This is a genomic window from Streptomyces sp. NPDC050528 (genome assembly GCF_044457795.1).
In the GTDB taxonomy this organism is placed as follows: Bacteria; Actinomycetota; Actinomycetes; order Streptomycetales; family Streptomycetaceae; genus Streptomyces.
On the sequence record NZ_JBITHH010000008.1, the window covers coordinates 374,074 to 399,172 of the forward strand.

A 25,099-nucleotide genomic window follows, 5' to 3' on the forward strand; every position below is an offset into this window, starting at 1 on the left:
CTCATCGCATACGGTCGACGCGCCGCCTTTTCAACTCCCTTGCCACTCCCTACCGTCCGGGATCATGAGTCCCCCCGTCGCGCCCCCGGCGTGGAGCCGCTGGCTGGTTCCGCCCGCCGCCCTCTCGGTACACCTCTCCATCGGCCAGGCCTACGCCTGGAGCGTCTTCAAGCCGCCGCTCGAATCCTCACTGAACCTCAGCGGCACACAGAGCGCCCTGCCCTTCCAGCTCGCGATCGTCATGCTCGGCCTCTCGGCCGCGTTCGGCGGCACCCTCGTCGAACGCAACGGGCCGCGCTGGGCGATGACCGTCGCCCTCGTCTGCTTCTCCTCCGGCTTCCTGATCTCGGCGCTCGGCGCGGAGACGAAGCAGTTCTGGCTGATCGTCCTCGGCTACGGCTTCGTCGGCGGGATAGGCCTCGGCATCGGCTACATCTCGCCGGTCTCGACCCTGATCAAGTGGTTCCCGGACCGCCCCGGCATGGCCACCGGCATCGCCATCATGGGCTTCGGCGGCGGCGCGCTCATCGCCTCCCCGTGGTCGGCCCAGATGCTGAAGTCGTTCGGCTCCGACAACACCGGCATCGCGCAGTCGTTTCTTGTACTCGGTCTTTCGTATGCGGTCTTCATGACACTCGGCGTGTTCCTCGTGCGAGTTCCGCGCACCGACAAGCCCGTCGAGAACGCGCCCAGCGTCCTCTCGGGCGTACAGGTCTCCGCCAACAGCGCCGTGCGCACCCCGCAGTTCTGGTGCCTGTGGGTCGTCCTGTGCATGAACGTGACCGCGGGCATCGGCATCCTGGAGAAGGCCGCCCCGATGATCACGGACTTCTTCGCGGGCACCTCGACACCCGTCTCGGTATCGGCCGCCGCCGGCTTCGTCGCGCTGCTCTCCGCGGCCAACATGGCGGGCCGTATCGGCTGGTCCTCGACCTCCGACCTGATCGGCCGCAAGAACATCTACCGCGTCTACCTCGGCGTCGGAGCGGTCATGTACGCGCTCATCGCACTGTTCGGCGACTCCTCGAAGCCGCTGTTCATCCTGTGCGCGCTGGTGATCCTCTCCTTCTACGGCGGCGGCTTCGCGACCGTACCCGCGTACCTGAAGGACCTCTTCGGGACCTACCAGGTCGGCGCGATCCACGGCCGGCTGCTCACCGCCTGGTCCCTCGCCGGTGTCCTCGGACCGCTGATCGTGAACTGGATCGCCGACCACCAGAAGGCCGCCGGCAAACACGGCGCGTCCCTCTACGACACGTCCTTCATCATCATGATCGGGCTGCTCGTCATCGGCTTCGTCGCCAACGAACTGGTCCGGCCCGTCGACGCCCGCCACCACATCCCCGCCCCGAGGGAGGCCGCAGATGTCGAACGACAGCAGTCAGAGTCCGCCTGACCGGAGGCCGCTCATCGCCTTCGCCTGGCTATGGGTGGGCGCACCACTCGTGTATGGCGTATACGAACTGATCCTCAAGGCGAAGCAACTGTTCACCGGCTGAATGTTCGGGCGACACCGCCCATCACAGGATGGATGACAGAAGCCGACAACCCGGACCGTTGTTTCCTGTGGCATCACCTGCCGTCGTACCCGCGAGTCACTGGCAAGACTGGTGGATCCCGCTACCCAAGGCAACGAGGGGGACCACCCAATGAACGGCACGCGGATCGCCGCCGTCGGCCACTACCAGCCCGCCAAGGTACTCACCAACGAGGACCTGGCGGGCATGGTCGACACCAGCCACGAGTGGATCACCTCCCGGGTGGGCATCAAGACCCGCCACATCGCCGGGCCCGACGAGCCGGTCGACGAACTGGCCGCACACGCCGCCGCCAAGGCACTGGCCGCCGCGGGCCTGACGCCCGGGGACATCGACCTGGTCCTGGTCGCCACCTCCACGGCCATCGACCGCTCCCCGAACATGGCCGCCCGCGTCGCGGCCCGCCTCGGCATCCCGTCGCCCGCCGCCATGGACGTCAACGTCGTGTGCGCCGGCTTCACCCACGCCCTGGCCACCGCCGACCACGCCGTCCGCGCGGGCGCGGCCACCCGCGCCCTGGTCATCGGCGCCGACAAGATGTCCGAGGTCACCGACTGGAGCGACCGCACGACCTGTGTCCTGGTCGGCGACGGAGCGGGGGCCGCCGTCGTCGAGGCCGCCGACGAACCCGGCATCGGACCGGTCCTGTGGGGTTCCGTGCCCGAGATGGGGCACGCGGTGCGGATCGAGGGCACGCCCCCGCGGTTCGCGCAGGAGGGCCAGAGCGTCTACCGCTGGGCCACCACCCAGCTCCCGCCGATCGCCCGCAAGGCCTGCGAGAAGGCGGGCCTGACCCCGGCCGACCTCGCCGGTGTCGTCCTGCACCAGGCGAACCTGCGCATCATCGAGCCCCTCGCCGAGAAGATCGGCGCCGTCAACGCGGTCGTCGCCCGCGATGTCATCCAATCGGGCAACACCTCCGCCGCCAGCATCCCGCTCGCCTTCTCGAAGCTCGTCGAACAGGGCGCCGTCCGCACCGGCGACCCGGTCCTGCTGTTCGGCTTCGGCGGAAACCTGTCCTACGCCGGTCAGGTCGTCCGGTGCCCGTGACCTGCGCACCTGCCCGGATGCACCCCCGGATGTGACGAGGTCGACTTTCGCACCCCCTGGCTACTGTGCGCCGTAGACTGTAGACGATAGACAATCGATACTTGGTCGTACGGCCATGTACGGCGACTGGCTGCCGTCTACTGTCCACAGTCTGCAAAATGCCGATGTTGCCCAGGAGGGGGACCGCGATGTTGTCGCCAGGACTGCCGCAGGGGGCCGTGCCCAAGCTCGAACGTCCGGGTCCGCTGCGCGACCGCGTCTACGAGGCGCTGCTCGAGCTCATCACCACGCGCGCCCTGCAGCCCGGTCAGCATCTCGTCGAGAGCGAACTCGCCGGGCACCTCGGGGTGTCGCGGCAGCCCGTGCGGGAGGCGTTGCAGCGGCTCAACACCGAGGGCTGGGTCGATCTGCGGCCGGCCCAGGGCGCGTTCGTGCACGAGCCGACGGAGGAGGAGGCCGACCAACTCCTCACCGTACGCACGCTGTTGGAGGCCGAGGCCGCCCGGCTCGCCGCCGTCAACGCGGGCAAGGCGGGCATCGCCGTCCTGGAGGAGCTGTGCGCGGAGGGCGAGCGCGCGGTCGACGCCGACGACGTGGACGCCGCCGTCGCCATGAACGCCCGCTTCCACGCGAAGGTCATGGAGCTGGCCGGCAACGCGGTCCTCGCCGAACTCGCCGCACAGGTCGACCGAAGGGTCCGCTGGTACTACACACCGGTGGCCCGTCAGCGCGGCCTGACGTCCTGGATCGAGCACCGTCACCTGATCGACGCGATCGCCGCCCACGACGAGCTCCGCGCCAGCCTGATGATGCGCGAACACACCGAGCACACCCGGCGGTCGTACCACGAGCGCGCCAAGTCCTGAGCCTGCGAGGGGTGTTGGCGTAACGGCCGGCCGCGTTCGCTGCCGGTCGGCGTCGACACGGCGCGATGGCCCTCCCGACCGGGGAGGGCCACCAGGTGGGCCGACGACAGTGACGTACGAACTGTCAGGCCGCGGGCTGCGGTTGGGGAGCCTGCGTCAACTCCCTGTCCCCGCGCCCTGGTTGACGCAGCAGCAACGCGATGGCCGCCGCCACCATCGAGACTCCGCCCGCCAGTGCGTACGCGCCGTTGTAGCCCCAGGCCGCGACCACCATCGAGCCGAGGCCGCCGCCGAAGAGGCCGCTGACGAGCTTTCCGCTGTACACCAGGCCGTAGTTGGTGGCGTTGAAGTTCTCGCCGAAGTAGTCCGGGGTCAGGGCGGCGAACATCGGGTAGAACGCGCCGCCGCCGAAGCCGGAGAGGAAGGCGAAGAACAGGAACAGCCACTCGCTGCGCAGATGGCCGGCCCAGATCACGCCGAACTGGGCGAGGCCCAGGACCAAAATGACGAAGACCAGGGTGAGTTTGCGGCCCCACAGGTCGGACAGCCAGCCGACGACGGCGCGGCCGATGCCGTTGATGACGGCCATGATGCCCATCGAGGACGCCGCCACCAGCGGACCGAAGCCGACGTCCTTGGCGAAGTCGACCTGGAAGGAGATGCCGAAGATCGACACCCCGGCGGTCAGCACGATGGACAGCCACATCAGGGGCAGCATGCCGGTGCGGATGGCCTCCTTGGGCGTGAACTGCTTTACGGCGGGCGGGTTCTTGGCGAGGCTCGTCGCGCTCTTGTCGTTGCCGCCGTAGGTCAGCGGGTCGATGTCGGCGGGCCACCAGTTCTTCGGCGGGTCCTTGAAGAAGAACGCGCACCCGAACACCACGATCAGGATGTAACAGCCGATCAGATCCAGGACGCGGTGGTAATTCCCGGTGTCGAAGGCGTAGTTGAAGATGAAGATGAACGGCAGCGAGCCGTACGCGAAGCCGCCGTTCACGAACCCGGTACGGGCGCCCCGCCGTTCGGGGAACCACTTGCCGACCATGTTGATGCAGGTCGCGTAGACCAGACCGGCGCCGATGCCGCCGATCACGCCGAAGCCGATGATCGCCAGCCACACGTTGTCCAGGTGCGACAGCGCCAGGAAACCGATCACGCACATCACCGAGCCGACGTACATCGCCTTGCGCGCCGTCAGGATGCCCTTCTCGCGCATCCAGCCCGCCGGGAAGGCGATGCCGGCCTGGAAGAAGACCCAAATGCTCAGGATCCAGAAGGTGTTGCTCTGCGTCCAGCCGTGCGCGCTGGACAGGGTGTCCTCGGCCGAGCCGTACGCGTACTCGAAGACACTGATCGCCATCATGGCGATCCAAGGGAGGTAGATCATGATCTTGCGTGAGTGGCCGAGGATGTCGCGGTCGGTCTCGCCGACGCGGTAGACGCGGCCGTGGGCGTCGGTCACTTCACGGTAGGGACGGTTCGCGGCGCCGGATTCGTTCGTGGTGATGGGATCTGCGGTCATGTCACGCCATCTCCTCGCCGAGCGGGTGCGGATTGGGCACGATGCGCCGGGAGTTGGGCCTGCCCGGCGCCTTGAGGAAGAGCGCCAGCACCGCGGAGGCCAGGCCCACCGAACCGGCCAGGACGAACGCGCCGTGGTAGTCCCACTCACCCACGACGACCGCGCCCAGACCGGAGCCGACGAGCCCCGAGATCAGCTTCGAGCTGTAGACCATCCCGTAGTTGCTGGCGTTGTTGTTCTCACCGAAGTAGTCGGCCGTCATGGCGGCGAACAGCGGGAAGATCGCCCCGCCGCCGAAACCCGAGACCATGGAGCAGAACAGGAAGAACGGCATGCTGCCCATCTGGCCCGAGACCAGCACGCCGAACTGGGCCGTGCCGAGCACGAGACACACGATGATCAGCGTGTGGCGGCGGCCGTAGCGGTCGGAGATCCAGCCGATGACACCGCGCCCGGTGCCGTTCACGATCGCCTTGAGGGACATCGCCGTGGCGACGATCCCGCCCGCGAAGCCCATGTCCTTGCCGAACGGCACCTGGAAGGCGATGCCGAAGATGTTGATGCCGGCCGTGCAGAGCAGACAGAACCACATCATCCAGAGCACGGGGGTACGGGCGGCCTCCTTGGGTGTGTACTGCTTGACCGCCGGCGGATTCTTCTCCAACGCCCGCCGGATCCTGGGGTCTTGGGCCGCCTTCAGCGGATCGACGTGCGCGGGCCACCAGTTCTTCGGCGGATCGCGGAAGAACCAGCCCGCCGACGCCACCACCAGACACAGGCCTACGCCGACCAGGCTCAGCAGCACCTTGTAGTTGCCGAGGTCGAGCACCGAGGTGAAGAGGAACACGAACGGCACGGACCCGTAGGCGAATCCGCCGTTGACGAAGCCCGTCTTGCCGCCCTTGCGCTCCGGATACCACTTGCCGACCATGTTCACGCAGGTCGCATACACCAGACCGGCGCCGATCCCGCTGCACATGCCGAAGCCGAAGTAGGCGACGAGCACGTTCGGCGCGAACGCCAGCGCCAGATAGCCCAGCAGCGTGCCGAGCGCGCCGATCAACATGGCCGTACGCGCCGGGAGTTGGCCGCTCTCGCGCAACCGCCCGGCCGGGAAGGCCACGGCCGCCTGGAAGAACACCCAGACGCCCATCAGCCAGAAGATGTGCCCACTGCTCCACAGATGCGCGTCGTGGAGCGTGTCCTCCGCCGACGTGAACGCGTACTCGGCGGAACTGATGCCCATCATGCCCACCCAGGGCAGGACGACCATCCACTTGCGCGCCCGGCCCATGATGTCGACATCGGATTCACCGATGCGGTACACACGGCCGTGACGATCCGTCACCTCCCTGTAGGGGACGGACGTTTGGTAGTCCGTTGTTGCCATCGCTCAGTGCCCCTTGCGTCGAAAGTTCTGGCCAGCGCCCCCTGTCCAATGCCTTTCGCGTGCGCACGGGTCCCGGGGGCCGGCCGACCGCACTGTCGACCGGCCCCGCGTCGGCTCATGTCATGAACCACCGCCCAACAGCCCTGCCGCGCGCGCCCATCGGTACTTCGCGCCGAGCACGGCCACCGGCTTCTCCGTCGTGTACGGGTACGCCACGACCCCGCGCTCGTACAGGTACTGGCAGGCCTCCTCGACCTCGACATCACCCGCGAGCGACGCCACCACCGGCTTCTCGATGCCCCGTTCCTTGAACTCGGCGACCACGCGCGCCGTCAGCTCCGCGAAGACCATCGGGGGAGTGACGATGGTGTGCCAGTAGCCCAGGACCAGCGCGTGGATGCGCGGGTCCTCAAGACCGAGCCGGATCGTCGCCTCGTACGTCGACGGCGGCTCGCCCCCGGTGATGTCGACCGGGTTGCCCGCAGCTCCGAACGGCGGGATGAACTTCCGGAACGACGCGTCCAGATCGGCCGGAATCTCCATCAGGGCAAGGCCGTTGTCGGTCACCGCGTCGGAGAGGAGCACACCGCTGCCTCCGGCGCCGGTGATGATAACGACGTTGTCTCCCTGGGGAGTTGGCAGCACGGGCAGCCCGCGCGCGTACTCCAGCATGTCGTTGAGCCCGGGGGCCCGGATGACACCGGCCTGCTTGAGGATGTCCTCGTAGACCGCGTCGTCGCCGGCCAGCGCGCCCGTGTGCGAGCCGGCGGCCTTCGCACCGGCCGCCGTACGACCCGCCTTCAGGACCACAACCGGCTTACGGGGCACGGTCTTTCGGGCCGCCTCGACGAACGCGCGGCCGTCCTTGAGGTCCTCCAGGTGCATCGCGATGCACTCGGTGTGCGGGTCCTCGCCGAACCAGGTCAGCAGGTCGTCCTCGTCCAGGTCCGACTTGTTGCCGAGCCCGACGATCGCCGACACCCCCGTCTTCGTGGTCCGCGCGAAGCCGAGAATCGCCATCCCGATCCCACCGGACTGCGAGGTCAGCGCCACCCCGCCCTTCACGTCGTACGGCGTGCAGAACGTGGCGCACAGGTCCTGCCAGGTCGAGTAGTAGCCGTAGATGTTCGGGCCGAGGAGACGGACGCCGTAGCGCTCGGCGATCGCCACGATCTCTTCCTGGAGGGCGACTTCGCCGGTCTCCGCGAACCCGGAGGGGATGAGGACGGCGTTGGGGATGTTCTTGCGCCCCACCTCCTCCAGTGCCGCTGCCACGAACTTGGCGGGAATGGCGAAGACGGCCACATCCACCTCACCGGGAACGTCCGTGACACTCTTGTACGCCTTGCGGCCGAGAATGTCATCGGCCTTGGGGTTCACCGGATGGATCTCCCCGGCGAAGCCGCCGTCGATCAGGTTGCGCATTACCGAATTGCCGATCTTGCCCTGTTCGTTCGAGGCGCCGATCACGGCGACCGAGGTCGGCTCCATGAGACGGCGCATGGTCGTCAGGATTTCGTCGCGTGTATACCGTCGACGGGGTACCGGCTGCGACTCGGCGAGGATGACTCGAATGTCCGCGGCGACCGCGCCCTCCGGCGTCGCGATCACCGGATTGAGGTCCACCTCGGCGATCTCCGGGAAGTCCGCGACCAGTTGGGACACCCTGCGGATCTGCTCGGCGATCGCCCACCGGTCGACGGCGGGTGCGCCGCGCACCCCGCGCAGGATCTCCGCCGCCCGGATCGAGTCCAGCATCGACAGAGCCTCGTCCGGGGTCACAGGAGCGAGCCGGAACGTCACGTCCTTCAACACCTCGACCAGCACCCCGCCGAGCCCGAACGCGACCACCTTCCCGAACGTCGGGTCGGTCACCGCGCCGACGATCACCTCCTGCCCCTGCGGCAGCAACTCCTGTACCTGGACGCCCTCGATGCGAGCTTGCGCGTCGTAGGCCCGCGCGTTGTCGACGATCCTGTGGAACGCGGCCCGTACGTCCGCCGCGCCCTCCACCCCGACGACGACTCCGCCGGCGTCGGTCTTGTGCAGGATGTCGGGCGAGACGATCTTCATCACGACGGGCCCGCCGAACCGCGCCGCGAACGCCACCGCCTCGTCGACGTCCGTCGCCAACTCCTCGCCCGGTACGGCGATCCCGTACGCGTCGGCGATCACCTTGCCCTCCGGCGCGGTGAGCGCGAACCGTCCCTCGGCCCGCACGGAGTCGAGGAGTGCGCGCACCCTCAGGGTCCGGTCCTCTGCCATCACGTCAGATCACCCCGTTCGACTTGAGGAGGCGCAACTCTTCGTCACCGAGACCGAGTTCGCCGATGTAGACCTCTTCGTTGTGCTCGCCGAGCAGCGGTGAACTGGTCACGTCCACGGGGGAGTCGGAGAGCTTCAGCGGGCTGCCCACGGTGACGAACTCGCCGCGCTCGGGGTGCGGCACCGTCACGACCATCTCGTTGGCGACCAGCGACTCGTCCTCGATGATCTCCCTGGTCGACAGGATCGGCCCGCACGGGATGTTGTGGGCGTTGAGCCGCTCCAGCACCTCCCACTTGGGCAGGGTGGACGACCACTCCTCGATCAGCTGGAACATCTTGGAGAGCTGCGGCAACCGGGCCTCGGGCGTGGCCCACTCGGGGTCCTCGGCCAGCTCGGGCCGGCCGATCAGCTCGGTGAGCGGCTTCCAGCCGACGGGCTGCACGATGACGTACACGTAGTCGTTCGGGCCGCCCGGCGCGCACTTGACCGCCCAGCCGGGCTGACCGCCGCCGGACGCGTTGCCCGAGCGGGGCACCTCGTCGCCGAAGTCGTCGTTCGGGTACTCGGCGAGCGGGCCGTGCGCGAGGCGCTGCTGGTCGCGCAGCTTTACCCGGCACAGGTTGAGCACGGCGTGCTGCATGGCGACGTTGACGCGCTGACCGCGGCCGGTGTGCTCACGTTGGAAGAGTGCCGCCAGTATCCCGGCTACTGTATGCACTCCCGTTCCTGAATCGCCGATCTGAGCGCCCGTGGCCAGCGGTGGCCCGTCCTCGAAGCCGGTGGTCGACATCGAACCGCCCATGGCCTGCGCGACGACCTCGTACGCCTTGAAGTTGGTGTACGGGCCGTCTCCGAAGCCCTTGATGGACGCGTACACAATGCGGGGATTGATCTCCTGTATGCGATCCCAGGTGAACCCCATACGGTCGACCGCGCCCGGCCCGAAGTTCTCGACCATGACGTCGGAGCGCCGGATCAGCTCGGTGAGGATCTCCTTGCCGCGCTCGGTCTTGGTGTTCAGGGTGATGCTCCGCTTGTTGCAGTTGAGCATCGTGAAGTAGAGCGAGTCGACGTCCGGGAGGTCGCGCAGCTGCTTGCGCGTGATGTCGCCGGTCGGTGCCTCCAGCTTGACGACGTCGGCGCCGAGCCAGGCGAGGAGTTGGGTGGCGGAGGGGCCGGACTGGACGTGCGTCATGTCGAGGACGCGGATGCCCTCAAGTGCCCTGGCGGTCATGGCCGTTCACCTCACTTGTACATCGTCTGGTTCATGGTTCCGGGGGCGTACGCGTCCGGGTCGACCCAGACGTTGATCAGCGACGGCTTGCCCGACTCGCGGGCGCGTTGCAGCGCGGGGCCGATGTCGGCGGGGTCGCGGACCTCCTCGCCGTAACCGCCCAGCATCTGGGCGAACTTGTCGTAGTGGACATCGCCGAGGGTGTTGCCGACCCGCTCGCGTTCCAGGCCGTACTTGGCGGCCTGGCCGTAACGGATCTGGTTCATCGAGGAGTTGTTGCCGACGATGCCGACGAACGGGAGGTCGTAGCGGACGAGAGTCTCGAAGTCCCAGCCGGTGAGGGAGAACGCGCCGTCGCCGAACAGCGCGACGACCTCCTTGTCGGGGCGTGCCTGCTTGGCCGCGAGGACGAACGGGACGCCGACGCCGAGGGTGCCGAGCGGGCCCGGATCCATCCAGTGGCCGGGCGACTTGGGCTGCACGACCTGGCCGGAGAAGGTGACGATGTCGCCGCCGTCGCCGATGTAGATCGAGTCCTCGGTGAGGAAGTCGTTGATCTCGCTGACCAGGCGGTACGGGTGGATCGGCGAGGCGTCCGACCTGAGACTCGGCAACCGCTTCTCGATCGCGGCCTGTTCGACGGCGCGCAGCTCGTCGAGCCACTCCTTGCGCCTGGACGCCCCGCCGTTGAGGCGTCCCGAGGCGGCTTCCGCGACCGACTTCAGGACGAGCCCCGCGTCGCCGACGACGCCGAGGTCGATGTCGCGGTTCTTGCCGACGGTGCGGTAGTCGAGGTCGATCTGCACGACGGTCGCGTCCGGCGACAGCCGCTTGCCGTAGCCCATGCGGAAGTCGAAGGGCGTGCCGACGATGACGATGACGTCGGCGTTGGAGAAGGCGTAGCGGCGCGAGAGTTGGAAGTGGTGCGGGTCGCCGGGTGGGAGGGTGCCGCGGCCCGCGCCGTTCATGTACGCGGGGATGTTGAGCGTGCGGACGAGGTCAATGGCCGCCTCGGTGCCGCGAGTTGTCCACACCTGGCTGCCCAACAGGATCGCCGGCTTCTCGGCGTGGACCAGCAGGTCGGCGAGCTTCTCGATCGCCTCGGGGTCGCCGGCGGAGCGGGTCGAGGCACGGTAGGCACCGGGCTTGGGCACCCGGGCCTTGCCCACCGGCACCTTCGCGTCGAGGACGTCGCGCGGGATCTCCAGGAAGGAGGGCCCGGGCGCGCCGTGGTAGCACTCGCGGAACGCCATCGACACCATGTCGGCGGCGCGGGCCGTGTCCGGCACCGTCGCCGCGAACTTGGTGATCGGCGTCATCATGTCGACGTGCGGCAGGTCCTGGAGGGACCCCATCTTGTGCTGGGTCAGGGCCCCTTGGCCGCCGATCAGCAGCATCGGGGACTCGGCGCGGAAGGCGTTGGCGACACCGGTGACGGCGTCGGTCGTACCGGGTCCCGCGGTGACCACCGCACAGCCGGGCCTGCCGGTGATCCGTGCGTAGCCGTCGGCGGCGTGGGCGGCGACCTGTTCGTGCCGTACGTCGACGACTTCTATGCCCTCGTCGACGCAGCCGTCGTAGATGTCGATGATGTGGCCGCCGCACAGGGTGTAGATGCGGTCGACCCCCTCGGCCTTCAGGGCTTTGGCGACGAGATGACCACCGGAAATCACGTCCTGGGTGTCGTCGGGCATGGCGAAGTCCTGTCCCTTCGTAGGGGGTTGGAACGCTCTCGCGGTACATTGCATACAGTCGACGAATACTGTATGAAACTTGTTATCCCGCATCCGGTGGGTGGTGTCCAGGGGGCGTGCGGCACTTTTCGGGGGTCGGGGTTGCTCCCCGGACAGACACAGCAGCGAGGAGCTCGGATGGATCTGTACGAGCACCAGGCAAGGGAACTCTTCGAGGAACACGGCATCCTGGTGCCCCGGGCCGAGGTCACCGCCTCGTCCAAGGAGGCACGGGAGATCGCCCGCAGGCTGGGCGGACGCGTTGTGGTGAAGGCGCAGGTCAAGACCGGCGGGCGCGGCAAGGCGGGCGGGGTCAAACTCGCCGCCGACCCGGCCGCCGCCGAGCTGACCGCACGCCAGATCCTCGGCATGGACATCAAGGGTCATACGGTCGGCACGGTGATGCTGGCCCAACCCGTCGACATCGAGAGCGAGTTCTACGTCTCCTACGTCCTCGACCGTGCGGCGGGCCGTTTCCTCGCGATCGCGTCGGCGGAGGGCGGTATGGAGATCGAGGAGGTCGCCGCCGGTCGACCGGATGCGGTCGCCCGTATGCACATCGACCCTGCCGAGGGTGTCACCTCGGCGAAGGCGGGCGAGATCGCCGAGGCGGCCGGGCTGCCGCCGCAGACGGTCGACGTCCTCGTGCGGCTGTGGGAGGTGCTGGTCCGCGAGGACGCCGTCCTCGTCGAGGTGAACCCGCTCGTGCGGACGAAGCGGGGGCAGATCCTCGCCCTCGACGGCAAGGTGACACTGGACGACAACGCCCGTTTCCGGCAGGCGCGTTGGGGTGCCGAGGGTGCGGCGCACGACGATCCGCTGGAGGCGGCGGCCGCCGCGAAGGGGCTCAACTACGTCAAGCTCGACGGCGAGGTCGGGATCATCGGCAACGGCGCCGGCCTGGTCATGTCGACGCTCGACGTGGTCGCCGGCTGCGGCGCCCGCCCCGCCAATTTCCTCGACATCGGCGGCGGGGCATCGGCCCAGATCATGGCCGACGGGCTGTCCGTCATCCTCTCCGACCCGGCCGTGAAGTCGGTGTTCGTCAACGTCTTCGGCGGGATCACCGCGTGCGACGCGGTGGCCGACGGCATCGTACGGGCCCTGGAATCGCTGCGGTTGACCAAGCCGCTGGTCGTCCGGCTCGACGGCAACAACGCGGCCCGGGGCCGGGCCATTCTCGACGGGCATGCGCATCCGCTGGTCCAGCAGGCCACCACCATGGACGGCGCCGCCCGTCGCGCCGCCGACCTCGCCAACGCACACTAAGGATCCGGGACATGGCGATCTACCTCACCAAGGAGAGCAAGGTCCTCGTCCAGGGCATGACCGGCGGCGAGGGCATGAAGCACACCCGCCGCATGCTCGCGGCCGGCACGAACGTCGTCGGCGGCGTCAACCCGCGCAAGGCCGGCCGTACCGTCGACTTCGACGACCGAGCCGTCCCCGTCTTCGGGTCGGTCGCCGACGGTATGCAGTCGACCGGAGCCGATGTCAGCGTCGTGTTCGTGCCGCCCGCCTTCGCCAAAGCGGCCGTGATCGAGGCGGCCGACGCGGGCATCGGCCTCGCCGTCGTCATCACCGAGGGCATCCCGGTTCACGACTCGGTCGCCTTCACGGCGTACGCCGCGTCGAAAGGCACCCGGATCATCGGCCCCAACTGCCCAGGCCTGATCACCCCCGGCCAGGCCAACGCGGGCATCATCCCCGCCGACATCACCAAGCCGGGCCGTATCGGACTGGTGTCGAAGTCGGGCACGCTCACCTATCAACTCATGTACGAGCTACGGGACATCGGCTTCTCGACCTGCGTGGGAATCGGCGGTGACCCTGTCGTCGGCACGACCCACATCGACTGCCTCGCCGCGTTCCAGGACGACCCCGACACCGAACTCGTCGTCCTCATCGGGGAGATCGGCGGCGACGCCGAGGAACGTGCCGCCGCCTACATCCGCGACCACGTCACCAAGCCGGTCGTCGGCTACATCGCCGGCTTCACCGCACCCGAGGGCAAGACGATGGGCCACGCGGGCGCCATCGTGTCCGGCTCCTCCGGTACGGCGGCGGCCAAGAAGGAGGCGCTGGAGGCCGTAGGAGTGAAGGTCGGACGTACGCCGACGGAGACCGCCCGGCTGGTGTTGGACCGGTTGAATCTCCCGTAAGCGGCACGTGATGTCACTCATAGTTGATGTGCCGTCACTGTCGCGCTCCTTCGAGCGCAACTAGCTTCACGTGTACGACAGTTCGTGCGTTGGACTGTTCCTGCCTCACCCCGCCCCGACTGTGCACCGAGAGCGGAGCAGAAGCATGGCATCAACCCTCAGCCCCAACCCCGGCCCCACCTCCACCCCCTCCCTTCATCCCCCGACCCTCAAAGCGGGCACGTCCTGGAGCGACGCCTGGCGGCGGTGTCTCGCCGTCGCGCCCGAGGCGTTCCAGGACGACCGGGTCCTCAACCTCTGGAACGCGGCCTGGCAGCGGGACGGCCGGGCCCTGCCCGCCACAACTCCCGTCGACGGCAGCCCCATTGCGGGCCCGCCCCGCTTGGACCGGTCCACCGCCCACCAGGCCGTGCGCGCCTCCCTCGACCAGCACCGCGCCTGGCGGCACGTCCCGCTCGACGAGCGGCGCGCCCGCGTCGCAGCCACACTGGACGCCCTGACCGAGCACCGCGAACTCCTCGCGCTGCTGCTGGTCTGGGAGATCGGCAAGCCCTGGCGGCTCGCGCAGGCCGACGTGGACCGGGCCGTCGACGGTGTGCGCTGGTACGTCGACGGCATCGAGCCGATGCTCGCCGGCCGCACCCCGCTGGACGGCCCGGTGTCCAACATCGCGAGCTGGAACTACCCGATGAGCGTGCTCGTCCACGCGATGCTGGTCCAGGCGCTGGCCGGGAACGCGGTCATCGCCAAGACCCCGACCGACGGCGGCGTCGCCTGCCTCACCCTGGCCGCCGCGCTGGCCGCGCGCGAGGGGATCCCGGTCACCCTCGTCAGCGGCAGCGGGGGCGAGTTGTCGGAAGCCCTGGTGCGCGCGCCCGAGATCGGCTGCGTCTCCTTCGTCGGCGGCCGCGACACCGGAGCCGCGGTGGCCACGGCCGTGGCGGACCTCGGCAAACGGCACATCCTCGAACAGGAAGGTCTCAACACCTGGGGCATCTGGAACCACACGGACTGGGACACGCTCACCGCCGTCATCCCCAAGCTGTTCGACTACGGCAAGCAGCGGTGCACGGCGTATCCGCGCTTCGTGGTCCAGCGTGAGCTGTTCGACGAGTTCCTCACGGCCTACCTCCCGGCGGTCCGAACTCTCCGCGTCGGCCACCCACTTGCGGTCCGGCACGCCCAAGACCCGTACCCGGAACTGGACTTCGGCCCGGTGATCAACGCGGCCAAGGCCAAGGAACTCCACGACCAGGTGGCCGAGGCGATCGACCGCGGTGCCGTACCCCTGCACCGCGGCACACTGTCCGACGCCAACTTCCTTCCCGGGCAGGACACTTCGGCGTACGTCCGTCCCGTCACCCTTCTCAACCCGCCGCCGTCGTCCCCGCTGCACCACGCGGAACCGTTCGGCCCGGTCGACACCATCGTCCTGGTCGACACGGAGGCGGAGCTGCTGGCCGCGATGAACGCGTCCAACGGCGCGCTGGTCGCCACCCTGTCCACCGACGACCGGGCGACGTACGACCGACTCGCCCCGCAGATACGGGCGTTCAAGGTCGGCCACGGCAGGCCACGCTCGCGCGGCGACCGCGACGAACTCTTCGGCGGCTTCGGCGCGTCCTGGCGCGGAGCGTTCGTCGGCGGCGAACTCCTCATCCGCGCGGTGACGTTCGGGCCGGTGGGGGAGCGGTTGCCGGGCAACTTCCCGGAGTACCAGCTCATGCCGTGACCGGAGGCGGGGCGGTGCTCGTATCCGCTCCGCCCGGGTTCTGTCCGGCGGATCCGGCCCAGTGCGCGGCAGGATCCGCCGGGCGGCCCCTTCGCGGCGCCGGGTGGCCGGACGCGGTCAGGTACGCGGTCGTACGCGATAAACCCGGCGACGCGGACGGCCGGCGTCGGGATACTGGGCGCCCATGGACGAGGTCGAAGTCGTCGTCGCCCATTCCGAGCGCGCGACCCTGCGCGTCGGCGACGTGTTCCTGAAGGTGGACGCCGATCAGGCGCGCCTCGACGTGGAGGTCGAGGCGATGGCCCTGGTGCCGGTCCCGACCCCGGAGGTGCTGTGGCGCAAGCCGCCCGTGCTCGCGATCGCCGCGGTCCCGGGGACGGCACTCGGCCGCCTCGGCGAGCCGTCGACCGCGTCCCCGGCGGCGTGGGCAGCTACGGGTGCCGCCATCCGGAAGTTGCACGACGCGCCGTTGCCGCCCTGGCCCAGCCGGGGAAAGGGCCTCGACGCGTTGACGGCGGATCTCGACGCCGAATGCGAGCAGCTCGTGACGAACGGCGTCCTGCCCGCCGACCTGGTCACCCGCAACCGCCGGGTCGCCGAGGCCGCGCTCCGGCCGTGGATGCCGAGGTTCACGCACGGCGACCTCCAGATCACGCACGTGTTCGTCGACGGCGACGAGGTCACGGGCATCATCGACTGGTCCGAGGCGGGCGGGGGCGATGCCCTGTTCGACCTCGCCACCTTGACGCTCGGACACGAGGACCGCCTCGGCGACGTTGTCGCGGGCTATGGCACCGATGTCGACCTCGATCTCGACGTGATCCGCGCGTGGTGGTCGTTGCGCAGCCTGCTGGTGATTCGCTGGCTGGTCGAGCACGGCTTCGACCCGTTCGCGCCGGGCTGTGAGGTCGATGTGCTGAGATCCCGGATGTGAGGCTGCGCGGGCTCGCTGCTACGAGTGCGTTCCGGCACGTCGAGCAGGCCGTTTCGCGGGGTGCGTCGCCCGCCGGTGCTCCCGGCGAAGTGCGGTGCGCGGTCGCCGCCGGCGGAACCAGTACGGCAGCGCGACCGCTCCTGCCGTGACCCGGCGAAACCTCCTTCTGTCGGGACTCGCTAGTGCCACCCGGCGATGATCTCGTCGGCCAACCACCGTGCCACGCCCGGCGGATAGGGGCGCGGCAGACTCAGCACGATGTGGTTCATCCCGGCGTCGACGAGTCGCCCGACCGTCTTCCGCGTCGCGGCAGGATCGTCGTACGACACCAGGAGCTGCACGGAACGCGTGATCTCGCCGGGGTCGCGGCCCAGTTCGGCGCAGTGGGCGTCGAGGACGCGGGAGCGCTCGGCGACGTAGGCGACGGTGTTGTGCGGGGGGCCGGGAACGTTCCACATGTCGGCGTGCTCGGCGACCAGCCGTAGCAGCCGGGTGCCCCAGCCGCCGATGAGGAGTGGGGGACCCGGCCGTTGCACGGGCTTGGGCTCGCAGCGTGTGCCCCGGAGGCGGTAGTGGCGCCCCTCGAAGTCGAAGACGTCCCGGGTCCACATGCCCTTCAGGATCTCGACGGTCTCCGCGAGTCGCGCGAGGCCCTCGCCGGGCGGGACGAGCGAGAGGCCGTACGCCTCGTACTCGGCGATCGCCGGATTGGCGCCCGCGATTCCCCCGGCCCCCGGCGGCTGATGCGTGCCGCCGACGCCAAGTCCGAGGACGAGACGGCCGCCCGAGACGACGTCCACCGTGGACGCCATCTTGCCGAGCACGGCCGGCGGGCGGATGCGGTTGCTGGTGACGAGGAGCCCGAGCCGCAGCCGCGCCGTCTGTGCGGCGAGTGCGCTGAGCAGGGTCCAACTCTCGTGTATCTGCCCGTCCTTCGGCCCGGCGACCGGCAGCAGGTGGTCCCACAGCCAGGCGTCTGCGATCTCCGGAACGGTGTCGGCCTCCAGCCAGACCCGCCGGATGTCCTCGTACGGCACGTGCATGGGGGTGGTCTTGATGCCGAAGCGGAGGGGGGTCGTGCGAGTGGCGTCGCCTTCTGTCGTGTCTGTCATGACTGTCAGCGTAGCCAATCATCAGGACTGCTGACGATCAGATGAGGGATTGAGTGGGGATACAGTCGACGCATGGCCAACGATCAGCAGCCCGTGCCCCTGGAGTCCCGGCTCGGCTACCTCCTCAAGCACGCCCAGGCCAGACTGGCCAGAACGTCGGCCGAGGCGCTGGCGCCGCACGGTGTGGACGGGCATGAGCTGGCCGTACTGGTGGTGCTGTCGGCGGGGGAGCCGTTGTCGCAGGTCGAGGCGGCCGGGCGGCTCGGGGTCGACCGCACCACGATGGTGTCGCTGATCGACGGCCTGGAGGACCACGGTCTGGTGGAGCGGCGCCGCAGCCCGCACGACCGCCGCAAGAACATCGTCGAACTGACCGCGGAGGGCCGGGAGTGCCTGCGCCAGGGAGAGAAGGCCCGCCGGGCCGCCGAGCGCCGGTTCCTCGCGCCGCTCGACGAGGAAGCGGCGGCGTCACTCGTTCGGGCACTGCAGACGCTGGTGCTCACGGAGCGGGAGTGAGCGGCCGGGTGACCTGGCGACGAGGCGGCGGAATCCGGCCTGGGCGCGTAGCCGATCGATCATCCGCGGTGGTGGCTTCCCGCAGGTCGCAGGCCTGCCGCACCCTCCTCTCCCGGGGGTGGATATGCAGGTGAAAGGCGCTCCGAAAGCTTGGTATTGTTGTCCATGTCGCCGCGGGGAACACCCCCGGTCAGGCGGCAGACACCTAGTCCGGGTGGCGGAATGGCAGACGCGCTAGCTTGAGGTGCTAGTGCCCTTTAACGGGCGTGGGGGTTCAAGTCCCCCCTCGGACACACAGCGGGACGTTCACGAATTACCGGTCGGGCCTTGTGGCTCACCGGTAATTCTGCGTTCGGAGCCCTGGGAGCGGAGCGCGTCGTAGCGCTCGGAGACTCACTGCCCCCCTCCTCACACGTCCTCGGCGAACAGTCGCCGGATCAACTCCGGGTAGGGCAGGCCCACTTCGGCCAGGATCTTTCTCAGTGCCTCGGGCGGGCCCTTGGGGAGCGGGGCCGGGTTGCCGACGCGGCCCGGTACCGCGGAGAGGTCGCCGCCGCTGAACCGTGATTCCGGTGTGGCCGGGGGACGTACCTGGTAGGTGCGCCAGACGCGGGCCGGGGGGTTCAGGAGGACCAGGTGGGGGGCCGCCCAGGCGACGAAGGCCCAGCGGTTTCTGCTCCGGGCGCGGACGAGCACGCCGTTCGGATGGTGCCGCCCGAGCCGGTCGGCGGCTCGGGTCACGACGGGGACCGCGTTGCCGAAGGAGCCGGTGATCTCCCAGAGCCCGTCCTCGTACGAGGCCTCCCAGCCCGACGCGGAGAGCTCCTCGACCACCTCCGTGAGGGGATCGTCCTCCTGGGCCCGGGCGATGAGCCGTTCCACCTCGGTCCAAGGAGCGACGCGGGCGAGCGCCTGCTCCGGCGGGATCATCAGGTCCTCCGCCTGGGCGGGGTCGGCGCGCGCGATCATGCTCTTCGCGCGTTGCCACGCGTGGGCGGCCAGCACATCGTGCTCACCGCCTCCGGTGAAGGTGGCGTCCTGGCCGAGGAGTGTCATCACCACGGCCGCGACCGCGTCCAGTCGACGCCGCGTCTCGGGTGGCGTCTGCTGCTCAGGTTCGCCTGGTTCGCCCGGTTCTTCGTCGGAACCGAGTGCCTCAAGGAGATCGCTGAGGCCCTCGCGCCAGGTCTGGTCGTGCTCGTCCCAGACTCCGGCGGCCAGGAGCTGGACGTACAGGTTCGCCACGACCAGCCGCACCGGTAGCGATACGCGTGTCGCGGGCGGTGCGTCGGGGTGGGGGGCGGGGGCGGGGTCGGCGAGCGTACCCACCCAGCGGCGGATCCAGGTGCGGCAGTGGACCCGCTGGTCGGGCGGAATGTGGGGTGCGACAGGCACGTTCGCGGTGAACGGCTCCTCGTCCTCCGCTTCGTCCTCGTACGTCTCGTACGCCTCGTCGTCCTCCGCGGCACTGTTGCCGGTGACCGCCGACACGACCCACCGTGACGACGGCGCCTGCGGCAGGCCCATCTGCAACGTGCCGAACGCCAGATCCGTCAGCGGTGCCCCGATCATCCGGCGGCAGTCCGCCACGTAGGCGTCCCAGCGGTCGACCGCGCTCACCGCGACCGAGGCTGTCGCGGTGCCGGTCGCCGGGCTCACCCGAGGCCGGGGCGTGGACGTGCCGGCGGTGAGTTCGCGCAGGCGCAGCAGATCGGTCTCGAAGCGGCGGGCGGCGCGCTCGTCGGCGAACAGGGCCTGTGCCGTGTAGTCGTAGCGCAGCCGGGGTCCGCTGTCGGCGCCGTGGCGGCCGGCGCAGTGCACGGGGCTGTAGACGAAGACGACCGCCGATTCGACGGTGCTGCCGTCCGGCCGGACGCAGGTGGCGCGCACCGCGGCGCCCGGGACTTCGGGCTGTGGGAAGGAACAGGCCGATGCCCCGGGGGAGATGGAGCCGATCTCCGTCCACGAGCCCGGCGAACCGTCGGGAGACGTGCTGACGGCAACGGGTACCGGCCTGCTGCGGGCCAGTGAGACGTGCAGGCCCTCGCTGTCCGTTTTCGCGCCGAGCAGGACGAGCGCGTCGCCGGTGGAGGTGAACGGCCGGATGGTGCGGCCGGTCAGGCTCGCGAGCGGAGCGGTGCGGCCTTCGTCGGGGAGCAGCGGGAGCGTGTCGGCGGAGAATACGGCGAGTTCGCAGTTGCCGCCGTCCCTCGTGCTGGAACCCAGCGCGGCGCGGGTGAGGTTGGCGCTGCCGGTGAGCGCGTACCGTCGGCCGCCGGTCTGCCATTCGATGAACTTGCCGTGCCGCATCCGTGTCTCGTCGAGGAGGCGGATCTGCGCGGCAGTGCCGCCGAGGGCCGCTCGGACCGATCCGGCGTCGTAACTCGACCAGCGGGGCTGGAGGCCGAGGGTGACCCGGCCGGGGACCATGCGGTCGACAAGTGCGCGCAGGGCGTGGCCGGCCTCGTCGATGAACGGGGCGTACGCGTGCAGTTCGTCGACCGGGCCGAGCGGCAGTTGCTCCAGCAGGCTCTGCCGGAGATTGTGCAGCAGGCGGGGACCGGCTTCCGGTCCGGCGGGAGCGTTGACGTGCCGTTCGGTCAGGAGAGCGGCCAGTTCCGCGAGGTGGGCCGCCGACCAGGGGGCCATGCTGACGGCGGAGGGCAGTTCGTCCAGCCAGTCGGCGAGGTCGGCCAGCAGCGCGTGGGAGTCGTCGTCCTCGGTCTCGACCACGGTCCACAGTTCGTCGTTGGCACCCCAACCGGACAGCGTCGGGTTCCCCGAGCCCACCGCCAATCGGCAGGCGTGTTCGCCGACCAGCAGCACGACCTTGGGGTGGAAGGCGCCGCGGCAGGTGGCGAGACCGTGCAGATAGCTGCGGCCGGCCATGCGGACGTCGACCGGATCGTGGAGTCCCTGGGCCGCGTCACCGATCACCGCGGTGCGAGCGCCCAGACCCCGTGCGACGGGGACGGCGACCCTCTCCAAGAAGGGAAGGTCGACCGTGAATCCCACGAAGAGCGCTTCGTGCAGTGCCTGCCGGTCGCCGCGTTCGGCCCATTCGCGCAACAGCGTGACGGGGGACGCGAACCGGGTGTGCTGCACCGCGCTCACCGTGCCGTCTCCAGGATCCGCCGACCGTCCGCCGTGACGGTGTGACAGTCGTCCCGTACGGCGAAGAGCCCCAACTGCTCTGCCAGGACGCCCAGTTGAGGAATGCGTGTGCCGATGTCGGAGTCTCCTTCGTCACCCGTCTTGAAGTACCGCTCGTTGCGAAGATGCAGTCGGGAGAAGATCTTCAGGCCGCCCGTCGCCGGGTCGGTGCGCAGCTTCGCGAGGGCGACTCGGCGGGACTGGGCCAGCATGTCGTCGACCAGCCGGGCCGCCAGATCGCGCACCGGCCGGTCCAGGTAGTCGTTGACGAGCCCGTCGATCCACGTCGGGTCGAGGAACTCGGCCGAACGCCGTTGCCGGCCCAGGAAGACGGCACGTACGTCGTCGGACAGATGCCCCTCCCGCGACCGCAGCGCACCCACGATCAGCAGGCGCACCTGCGTCATCGGGTCGTCACCGCCCGGCGCCAGGAGCTCCCGTTCGGCCGGCAGCACCTGGCCGGTCGCGTTCTTGAGCGGGGGCAGATCGTCGAGCAGCGCCCGCACATCCCCCTCCGGGGACTGCTGTGCGAGCCAGTCGCGCAGTTCCTCGGCCGTGCGGTCGGCCTCGCCGCCCTTGGACCCGATCGTGGCGACCAGCGCGGCCCACAGCCGACGCCAGGCGCCGACGGAATAGTGACGCAGCAGCGTTCCCCGCCAACCCGCCGTCTCCGGGATCGCCGTCAGGACCGGATCCGTGGTCAGCTCCTCGCCGAAGGCCACGGCGGAGCGCAGCGTCTCCTGATATCCGTGGCCGTCGGGGCCGTGGAGTTCGATCGCCCGGGCGAGGGTACGGAGGGTCGCGCGCCGGGTGCGGTCGGACGCCTCCCAGTCCTCCGGCACATGGGCGCCACCGGCGTCGGTGGCGGTCAACACCTGTGTCAGCCAAGCCTGTTCGGCCGGACAGGGGACACCGAGGGCCGCTTGCTCCGCCGTTTCCAGGGCCGCGAGGGACACGACGTCGCGCGAGGCGAGAGACAGCAGCGGGGCGAAGAGATCCGTGACGGCGGCAGGACACGCGTGCCGCCCGGGCCTGAGCGCTCCCTCCCGGACGTCCACCGTGCCGAGCACCGTCGCGGGTCCGCCGTACTGATCCCAGAACCCCCAACGGCGGGGCGAGTACGACTGGTTGAGCTGCTCCTCGTCGGCAGCGCGCGCGAGGTCCAGGTCCTCCGCGTGGAAACGCCGTATCCGGTCGACCCCGTGAGCGGACCAGGTCGCCTGGGTCTCCGCCTGGTGCGGCTGGAGCGCTGCCAGCAACACCTCGCAACGGCGGACCAGTTGGCGGCACGCGGTGACATCCAATGCGTTCCGCTCGGCATGCGCCGCGATCGCCGCGTACATCGAGTGGTAGCGGACGTACCGGGTCACCGTGGACACCCCGGGGACCAACCGGTCCACCGCCCGCATGACCGGGCCTTCCACCGCCAAGGGGTACCGCCCGGACCGTACGCCCAGTCCTTCGAGTGCCCATGCCGGTCCACGGACATCCGTTGTCACTTGCCACCCCTTGTCGGCTGCCGGAGCCTTGCGTCAGCAGCAGTTACGTGACCCCGCCTCAGGGTAAATGCTGATGTCGGACAGGGAGCCGGTACCGTGCGAAAGCACGCACACCCGTTCGCCGGCTTTCGACCGGAGAACGGGTGCGCTGTTGTGTCGGCGGACGTCCTGCCTTGTCCTCAGCCGAGGGTGAAGTCGTCAGCGGTGACGGCCGATTGGCCGTACCAGCCGTGGACGAAGACCGTGACCGCTCCGCTGCTGCCGGTGGTGAAGGTGACCTTGAGCTGGTTCCAAGCCGTGCTGTTCGACCAGGTGCTCGCGGAGGCGCCGCCGCTCACTCCGATATAGGCGTACGGCCCCTGCACCCAAGAGGTCAGCGTGTAGCTCGTGTTGGGGGACAGGGTGACGTTCTGGTCGCACTCGCCGGTGCTGCTGGCACTCGGCGTGACCTGGAGACTGTGGCTGCCGCTGTGGACCGGGGTGGAGACCACCGCGCTGCCGCCCGTGCAGGTCCAGGGGCTCAGACTGCCGGTTTCGAAGCCGGAGTTGGTCAGTGAACCGCCCCCGCCACCTCCGCCGCCGGTCGTCGTGACCGTGAGCGTGTACGTCGCGCTGTGGCTGCCGGTCGCCGCCGTACCGGTGACGGTGATCGGATACGTGCCCGCGGCCACGGACGAGCCGACCGTCGTCGTCAGCGTCGAACTGCCGCCGGACGTCACGGAGTTGGGGCTGAACGAGACACTGACGCCCGAAGGTGCGCCGGACGCGGCGAGGCTGACGGACTCGGCGCTGCCGGACGTAACGGCCGTAGAGACAGCCGTAGTTGCCGAACCGCCCTGGGTGACCGAGGCCGAACTCGGTGACAGGGCAAGGGAGAAGTCGCTGGTGGTGCCTCCGCCGCCGCCCGAACTGCCTTCGTAGGGGACGAACGCGTCGGTGAACGCGAGGCTGTTCTGGCTGATCTCACTGCAGGTGGGAAGGGAGTTGGCGCTTCCGCTGCACGCCTGGTCGCGGGTGATGGCCCAGAACGCCAGCCGTCCGACGCTGTTCTGCGCGGCGAAGCTCTCCACCGTCTGGGCGTCCGCCAGCGTGAAGGTGGAACCGTCGTCGTTCTTGCCGATCATCGGCGTGATGCCGAGGTTGGCGTAGGTGTAGCCGGAGTCGACGGACTGCATCTGCGCCAGCGTGGCCTTCGCCGCGGAGACCGCGCCCTGGCCCATCTCGGTGCCGGTGCCGGCGTAGTAGTCCATGGCCATGATGTTGACCACGTCGATCTTGATGCCCGCGTTCTTGGCGGCCTTGAGGATGTTGACGCCGTCGCCCGTGAGCCCGCTCGTCAGCACCGGCAGGGTCATCGAGAACTGCAGGCTGGGGTTGGCCGCCTTGAGGTCCTTCATCGCCTGCATCTGGCGGGCCGCGGCCGCGGTGTCCGCGATGGCGGCGCCCTCGATGTCGAAGTCGAGCTGGGTGACGCCGTAGTCGTTGATGATGGCCTGGTAGCCGGCGTCGATGCTGCTCTGGGTCGAGCAGGTCCAGGCGAGCGGTTCGCCGCTGGCGCCGCCGGAGGAGACGATGACCGACGCGCCTTCGGACTTGGCCTTGGTGATCAGGGGGTCGGTGTAGGAGTCGTTGCCGATCGGGAGCGTGTCGCCCCAGATCTGGTTGCAGCCCACGCCGAGGACGAAGGCGGCGGTGTAGGCCTTGAGCTTGTGTCCGGTGATGGCGGTGTCGAGCAGTCCTTCCTGACTGTTCGACATGTCCACGTAGGGGGCCACGGAGTAGACGCTGGTGCCCGCGGCGCTGCTCGTGGGGGCCAGGGCGATGGTGACGCCGGTGACCGAGAGCGCGAGGGCGGAGACGGAGGCCGCGAATCTTGCCAGGCGCATGACAGTTCCCCTTTCGGGGGTGCCGGGTTGCCCGTCGGGGGCGGGGTGGTGGAGGGGTGGAGCGGAGGGGCGTGTGCAGGATATTGGTACATACCAAACAGCTCGCGGAGGTCTCCGTCAAGAGGACTAGACCAACTTGGTCCGGTCGGGGTGGGCCGCGTCAACTCCCTTTAGGGGAACGGCCGTAGTGCTCGTGTGTCCATGTCCGACTCGGGGGTGCGTCCGTGGTGTGCGCTCGTCGGCGGGGCGTGAAAGGCGCCCTCTTCTGGAGCTAAAACTCCCGCAAAGACTCCGGGGGTTCGGCTGGGGCTGCTCGGTCGGCTCGGGTCCTGGGTGGCCTCGCGCGAGGGTGGTGCGGGGGGTGCGTCCTCGACGGTTCGCGCCCGCGCCGGAGCGCCGACCGGGTTCGTGGCCGTCGGGGTCGCTCCACCCGTCGGACCAGCCGGGTTCGGCGGGTTCGCCGGGGCGCGGGACTCCTCGCCGGTCCCGGCCGCGGCCCCCTGC

The 25,099-nt window shown here is 69.4% G+C and carries 17 protein-coding genes and 1 tRNA gene; 9 read left to right on the forward strand and 9 right to left on the reverse strand.

Annotation, left to right across the window (positions count from 1 at the left end):
- Nucleotides 1–64 precede the first annotated feature (64 nt).
- The 3 genes from ACIBK4_RS28315 to ACIBK4_RS28325 all read left to right on the forward strand — a co-directional run bounded on the left by ACIBK4_RS28315 (nucleotide 65) and on the right by ACIBK4_RS28325 (nucleotide 3,454).
- Complete coding sequence (locus ACIBK4_RS28315) at nucleotides 65–1,396, forward strand: OFA family MFS transporter (RefSeq protein WP_398998864.1); 1,332 nt, start codon at nucleotides 65–67, stop codon at nucleotides 1,394–1,396.
- Nucleotides 1,397–1,649: 253 nt separating this feature from the next.
- The gene (locus ACIBK4_RS28320) at nucleotides 1,650–2,588 is read left to right on the forward strand and encodes a beta-ketoacyl-ACP synthase III (RefSeq protein WP_398998866.1); all 939 of its coding nucleotides are present in this window, start codon (nucleotides 1,650–1,652) and stop codon (nucleotides 2,586–2,588) included.
- A gap of 188 nt (nucleotides 2,589–2,776) precedes the next feature.
- A complete protein-coding gene (locus tag ACIBK4_RS28325) occupies nucleotides 2,777–3,454 on the forward strand; it encodes a GntR family transcriptional regulator (protein WP_398998868.1) in 678 nt (225 codons plus the stop codon).
- Nucleotides 3,455–3,578: 124 nt separating this feature from the next.
- Here the strand turns inward: ACIBK4_RS28325 and ACIBK4_RS28330 are convergent, their stop codons facing one another.
- The 5 genes from ACIBK4_RS28330 to ACIBK4_RS28350 form a co-directional block, all read right to left on the reverse strand.
- Nucleotides 3,579–4,976, reverse strand: coding sequence for an OFA family MFS transporter (locus ACIBK4_RS28330; RefSeq protein WP_398998870.1), 1,398 nt, complete (start codon nucleotides 4,974–4,976; stop codon nucleotides 3,579–3,581).
- Between the two features lies 1 nt (nucleotide 4,977).
- On the reverse strand, nucleotides 4,978–6,366 hold the full coding sequence (locus ACIBK4_RS28335) for an OFA family MFS transporter (protein ID WP_366429820.1): 1,389 nt from the start codon (nucleotides 6,364–6,366) through the stop codon (nucleotides 4,978–4,980).
- A gap of 120 nt (nucleotides 6,367–6,486) precedes the next feature.
- Complete coding sequence (locus ACIBK4_RS28340; protein WP_398998873.1) at nucleotides 6,487–8,631, reverse strand: acetate--CoA ligase family protein; 2,145 nt, start codon at nucleotides 8,629–8,631, stop codon at nucleotides 6,487–6,489.
- Between the two features lie 4 nt (nucleotides 8,632–8,635).
- Nucleotides 8,636–9,868 (reverse strand): formyl-CoA transferase, encoded by a 1,233-nt coding sequence (frc, locus tag ACIBK4_RS28345; protein ID WP_390161167.1) that lies wholly within the window; start codon nucleotides 9,866–9,868, stop codon nucleotides 8,636–8,638.
- An 11-nt stretch (nucleotides 9,869–9,879) separates the two neighbouring features.
- Nucleotides 9,880–11,562 (reverse strand): thiamine pyrophosphate-binding protein, encoded by a 1,683-nt coding sequence (locus ACIBK4_RS28350; protein WP_398998875.1) that lies wholly within the window; start codon nucleotides 11,560–11,562, stop codon nucleotides 9,880–9,882.
- A gap of 177 nt (nucleotides 11,563–11,739) precedes the next feature.
- On the opposite strand from ACIBK4_RS28350, the gene sucC reads away from it, so the two are divergent.
- The 4 genes from sucC to ACIBK4_RS28370 all read left to right on the forward strand — a co-directional run bounded on the left by sucC (nucleotide 11,740) and on the right by ACIBK4_RS28370 (nucleotide 16,429).
- Complete coding sequence (gene sucC / locus ACIBK4_RS28355) at nucleotides 11,740–12,870, forward strand: ADP-forming succinate--CoA ligase subunit beta (RefSeq protein ID WP_398998877.1); 1,131 nt, start codon at nucleotides 11,740–11,742, stop codon at nucleotides 12,868–12,870.
- Nucleotides 12,871–12,881: 11 nt separating this feature from the next.
- On the forward strand, nucleotides 12,882–13,763 hold the full coding sequence (gene sucD, locus ACIBK4_RS28360; RefSeq protein WP_398998879.1) for a succinate--CoA ligase subunit alpha: 882 nt from the start codon (nucleotides 12,882–12,884) through the stop codon (nucleotides 13,761–13,763).
- A 145-nt stretch (nucleotides 13,764–13,908) separates the two neighbouring features.
- Nucleotides 13,909–15,495 (forward strand): aldehyde dehydrogenase family protein, encoded by a 1,587-nt coding sequence (locus ACIBK4_RS28365; RefSeq protein WP_398998881.1) that lies wholly within the window; start codon nucleotides 13,909–13,911, stop codon nucleotides 15,493–15,495.
- A gap of 184 nt (nucleotides 15,496–15,679) precedes the next feature.
- Nucleotides 15,680–16,429, forward strand: a complete 750-nt coding sequence (locus ACIBK4_RS28370) for a phosphotransferase family protein (protein WP_398998883.1) — start codon at nucleotides 15,680–15,682, stop codon at nucleotides 16,427–16,429.
- A 179-nt stretch (nucleotides 16,430–16,608) separates the two neighbouring features.
- On the opposite strand, the gene ACIBK4_RS28375 is transcribed toward ACIBK4_RS28370, so the two are convergent.
- Nucleotides 16,609–17,541: an LLM class flavin-dependent oxidoreductase gene (locus ACIBK4_RS28375; RefSeq protein WP_398998885.1), complete on the reverse strand. Its 933-nt coding sequence runs from the start codon at nucleotides 17,539–17,541 to the stop codon at nucleotides 16,609–16,611.
- Nucleotides 17,542–17,613: 72 nt separating this feature from the next.
- On the opposite strand from ACIBK4_RS28375, the gene ACIBK4_RS28380 reads away from it, so the two are divergent.
- Together ACIBK4_RS28380 and ACIBK4_RS28385 are read left to right on the forward strand one after the other, a co-directional pair.
- The gene (locus ACIBK4_RS28380; protein ID WP_398998887.1) at nucleotides 17,614–18,057 is read left to right on the forward strand and encodes a MarR family winged helix-turn-helix transcriptional regulator; all 444 of its coding nucleotides are present in this window, start codon (nucleotides 17,614–17,616) and stop codon (nucleotides 18,055–18,057) included.
- Nucleotides 18,058–18,265: 208 nt separating this feature from the next.
- A tRNA-Leu gene (locus ACIBK4_RS28385) sits at nucleotides 18,266–18,350 on the forward strand.
- Between the two features lie 115 nt (nucleotides 18,351–18,465).
- Here ACIBK4_RS28385 and ACIBK4_RS28390 read toward each other — a convergent pair.
- The 3 genes from ACIBK4_RS28390 to ACIBK4_RS28400 all read right to left on the reverse strand — a co-directional run bounded on the left by ACIBK4_RS28390 (nucleotide 18,466) and on the right by ACIBK4_RS28400 (nucleotide 24,595).
- Nucleotides 18,466–21,171, reverse strand: a complete 2,706-nt coding sequence (locus ACIBK4_RS28390) for a hypothetical protein (protein WP_398998889.1) — start codon at nucleotides 21,169–21,171, stop codon at nucleotides 18,466–18,468.
- Nucleotides 21,168–22,709: a hypothetical protein gene (locus ACIBK4_RS28395; protein ID WP_398998891.1), complete on the reverse strand. Its 1,542-nt coding sequence runs from the start codon at nucleotides 22,707–22,709 to the stop codon at nucleotides 21,168–21,170. The genes ACIBK4_RS28390 and ACIBK4_RS28395 overlap by 4 nt, the downstream gene beginning before the upstream one ends.
- Nucleotides 22,710–22,888: 179 nt before the next feature.
- Entirely contained in the window at nucleotides 22,889–24,595 is a 1,707-nt protein-coding gene (locus tag ACIBK4_RS28400) for a carbohydrate binding domain-containing protein (RefSeq protein WP_398998893.1), read from the reverse strand.
- Between the last annotated feature and the right edge of the window lie 504 nt (nucleotides 24,596–25,099).

Excerpts from the sequence above, each read along its gene's own strand:
- ACIBK4_RS28315 (WP_398998864.1), top strand. The coding sequence starts at position 65 with ATGAGTCCCCCCGTCGCGCCCCCGGCGTGGAGCCGCTGGCTGGTTCCG.
- ACIBK4_RS28320 (WP_398998866.1), top strand. The coding sequence starts at position 1,650 with ATGAACGGCACGCGGATCGCCGCCGTCGGCCACTACCAGCCCGCCAAG.
- ACIBK4_RS28325 (WP_398998868.1), top strand. The coding sequence starts at position 2,777 with ATGTTGTCGCCAGGACTGCCGCAGGGGGCCGTGCCCAAGCTCGAACGT.
- ACIBK4_RS28330 (WP_398998870.1), bottom strand. The coding sequence starts at position 4,976 with ATGACCGCAGATCCCATCACCACGAACGAATCCGGCGCCGCGAACCGT.
- ACIBK4_RS28335 (WP_366429820.1), bottom strand. The coding sequence starts at position 6,366 with ATGGCAACAACGGACTACCAAACGTCCGTCCCCTACAGGGAGGTGACG.
- ACIBK4_RS28340 (WP_398998873.1), bottom strand. The coding sequence starts at position 8,631 with ATGGCAGAGGACCGGACCCTGAGGGTGCGCGCACTCCTCGACTCCGTG.
- frc (WP_390161167.1), bottom strand. The coding sequence starts at position 9,868 with ATGACCGCCAGGGCACTTGAGGGCATCCGCGTCCTCGACATGACGCAC.
- ACIBK4_RS28350 (WP_398998875.1), bottom strand. The coding sequence starts at position 11,562 with ATGCCCGACGACACCCAGGACGTGATTTCCGGTGGTCATCTCGTCGCC.
- sucC (WP_398998877.1), top strand. The coding sequence starts at position 11,740 with ATGGATCTGTACGAGCACCAGGCAAGGGAACTCTTCGAGGAACACGGC.
- sucD (WP_398998879.1), top strand. The coding sequence starts at position 12,882 with ATGGCGATCTACCTCACCAAGGAGAGCAAGGTCCTCGTCCAGGGCATG.
- ACIBK4_RS28365 (WP_398998881.1), top strand. The coding sequence starts at position 13,909 with ATGGCATCAACCCTCAGCCCCAACCCCGGCCCCACCTCCACCCCCTCC.
- ACIBK4_RS28370 (WP_398998883.1), top strand. The coding sequence starts at position 15,680 with ATGGACGAGGTCGAAGTCGTCGTCGCCCATTCCGAGCGCGCGACCCTG.
- ACIBK4_RS28375 (WP_398998885.1), bottom strand. The coding sequence starts at position 17,541 with ATGACAGACACGACAGAAGGCGACGCCACTCGCACGACCCCCCTCCGC.
- ACIBK4_RS28380 (WP_398998887.1), top strand. The coding sequence starts at position 17,614 with ATGGCCAACGATCAGCAGCCCGTGCCCCTGGAGTCCCGGCTCGGCTAC.
- ACIBK4_RS28400 (WP_398998893.1), bottom strand. The coding sequence starts at position 24,595 with ATGCGCCTGGCAAGATTCGCGGCCTCCGTCTCCGCCCTCGCGCTCTCG.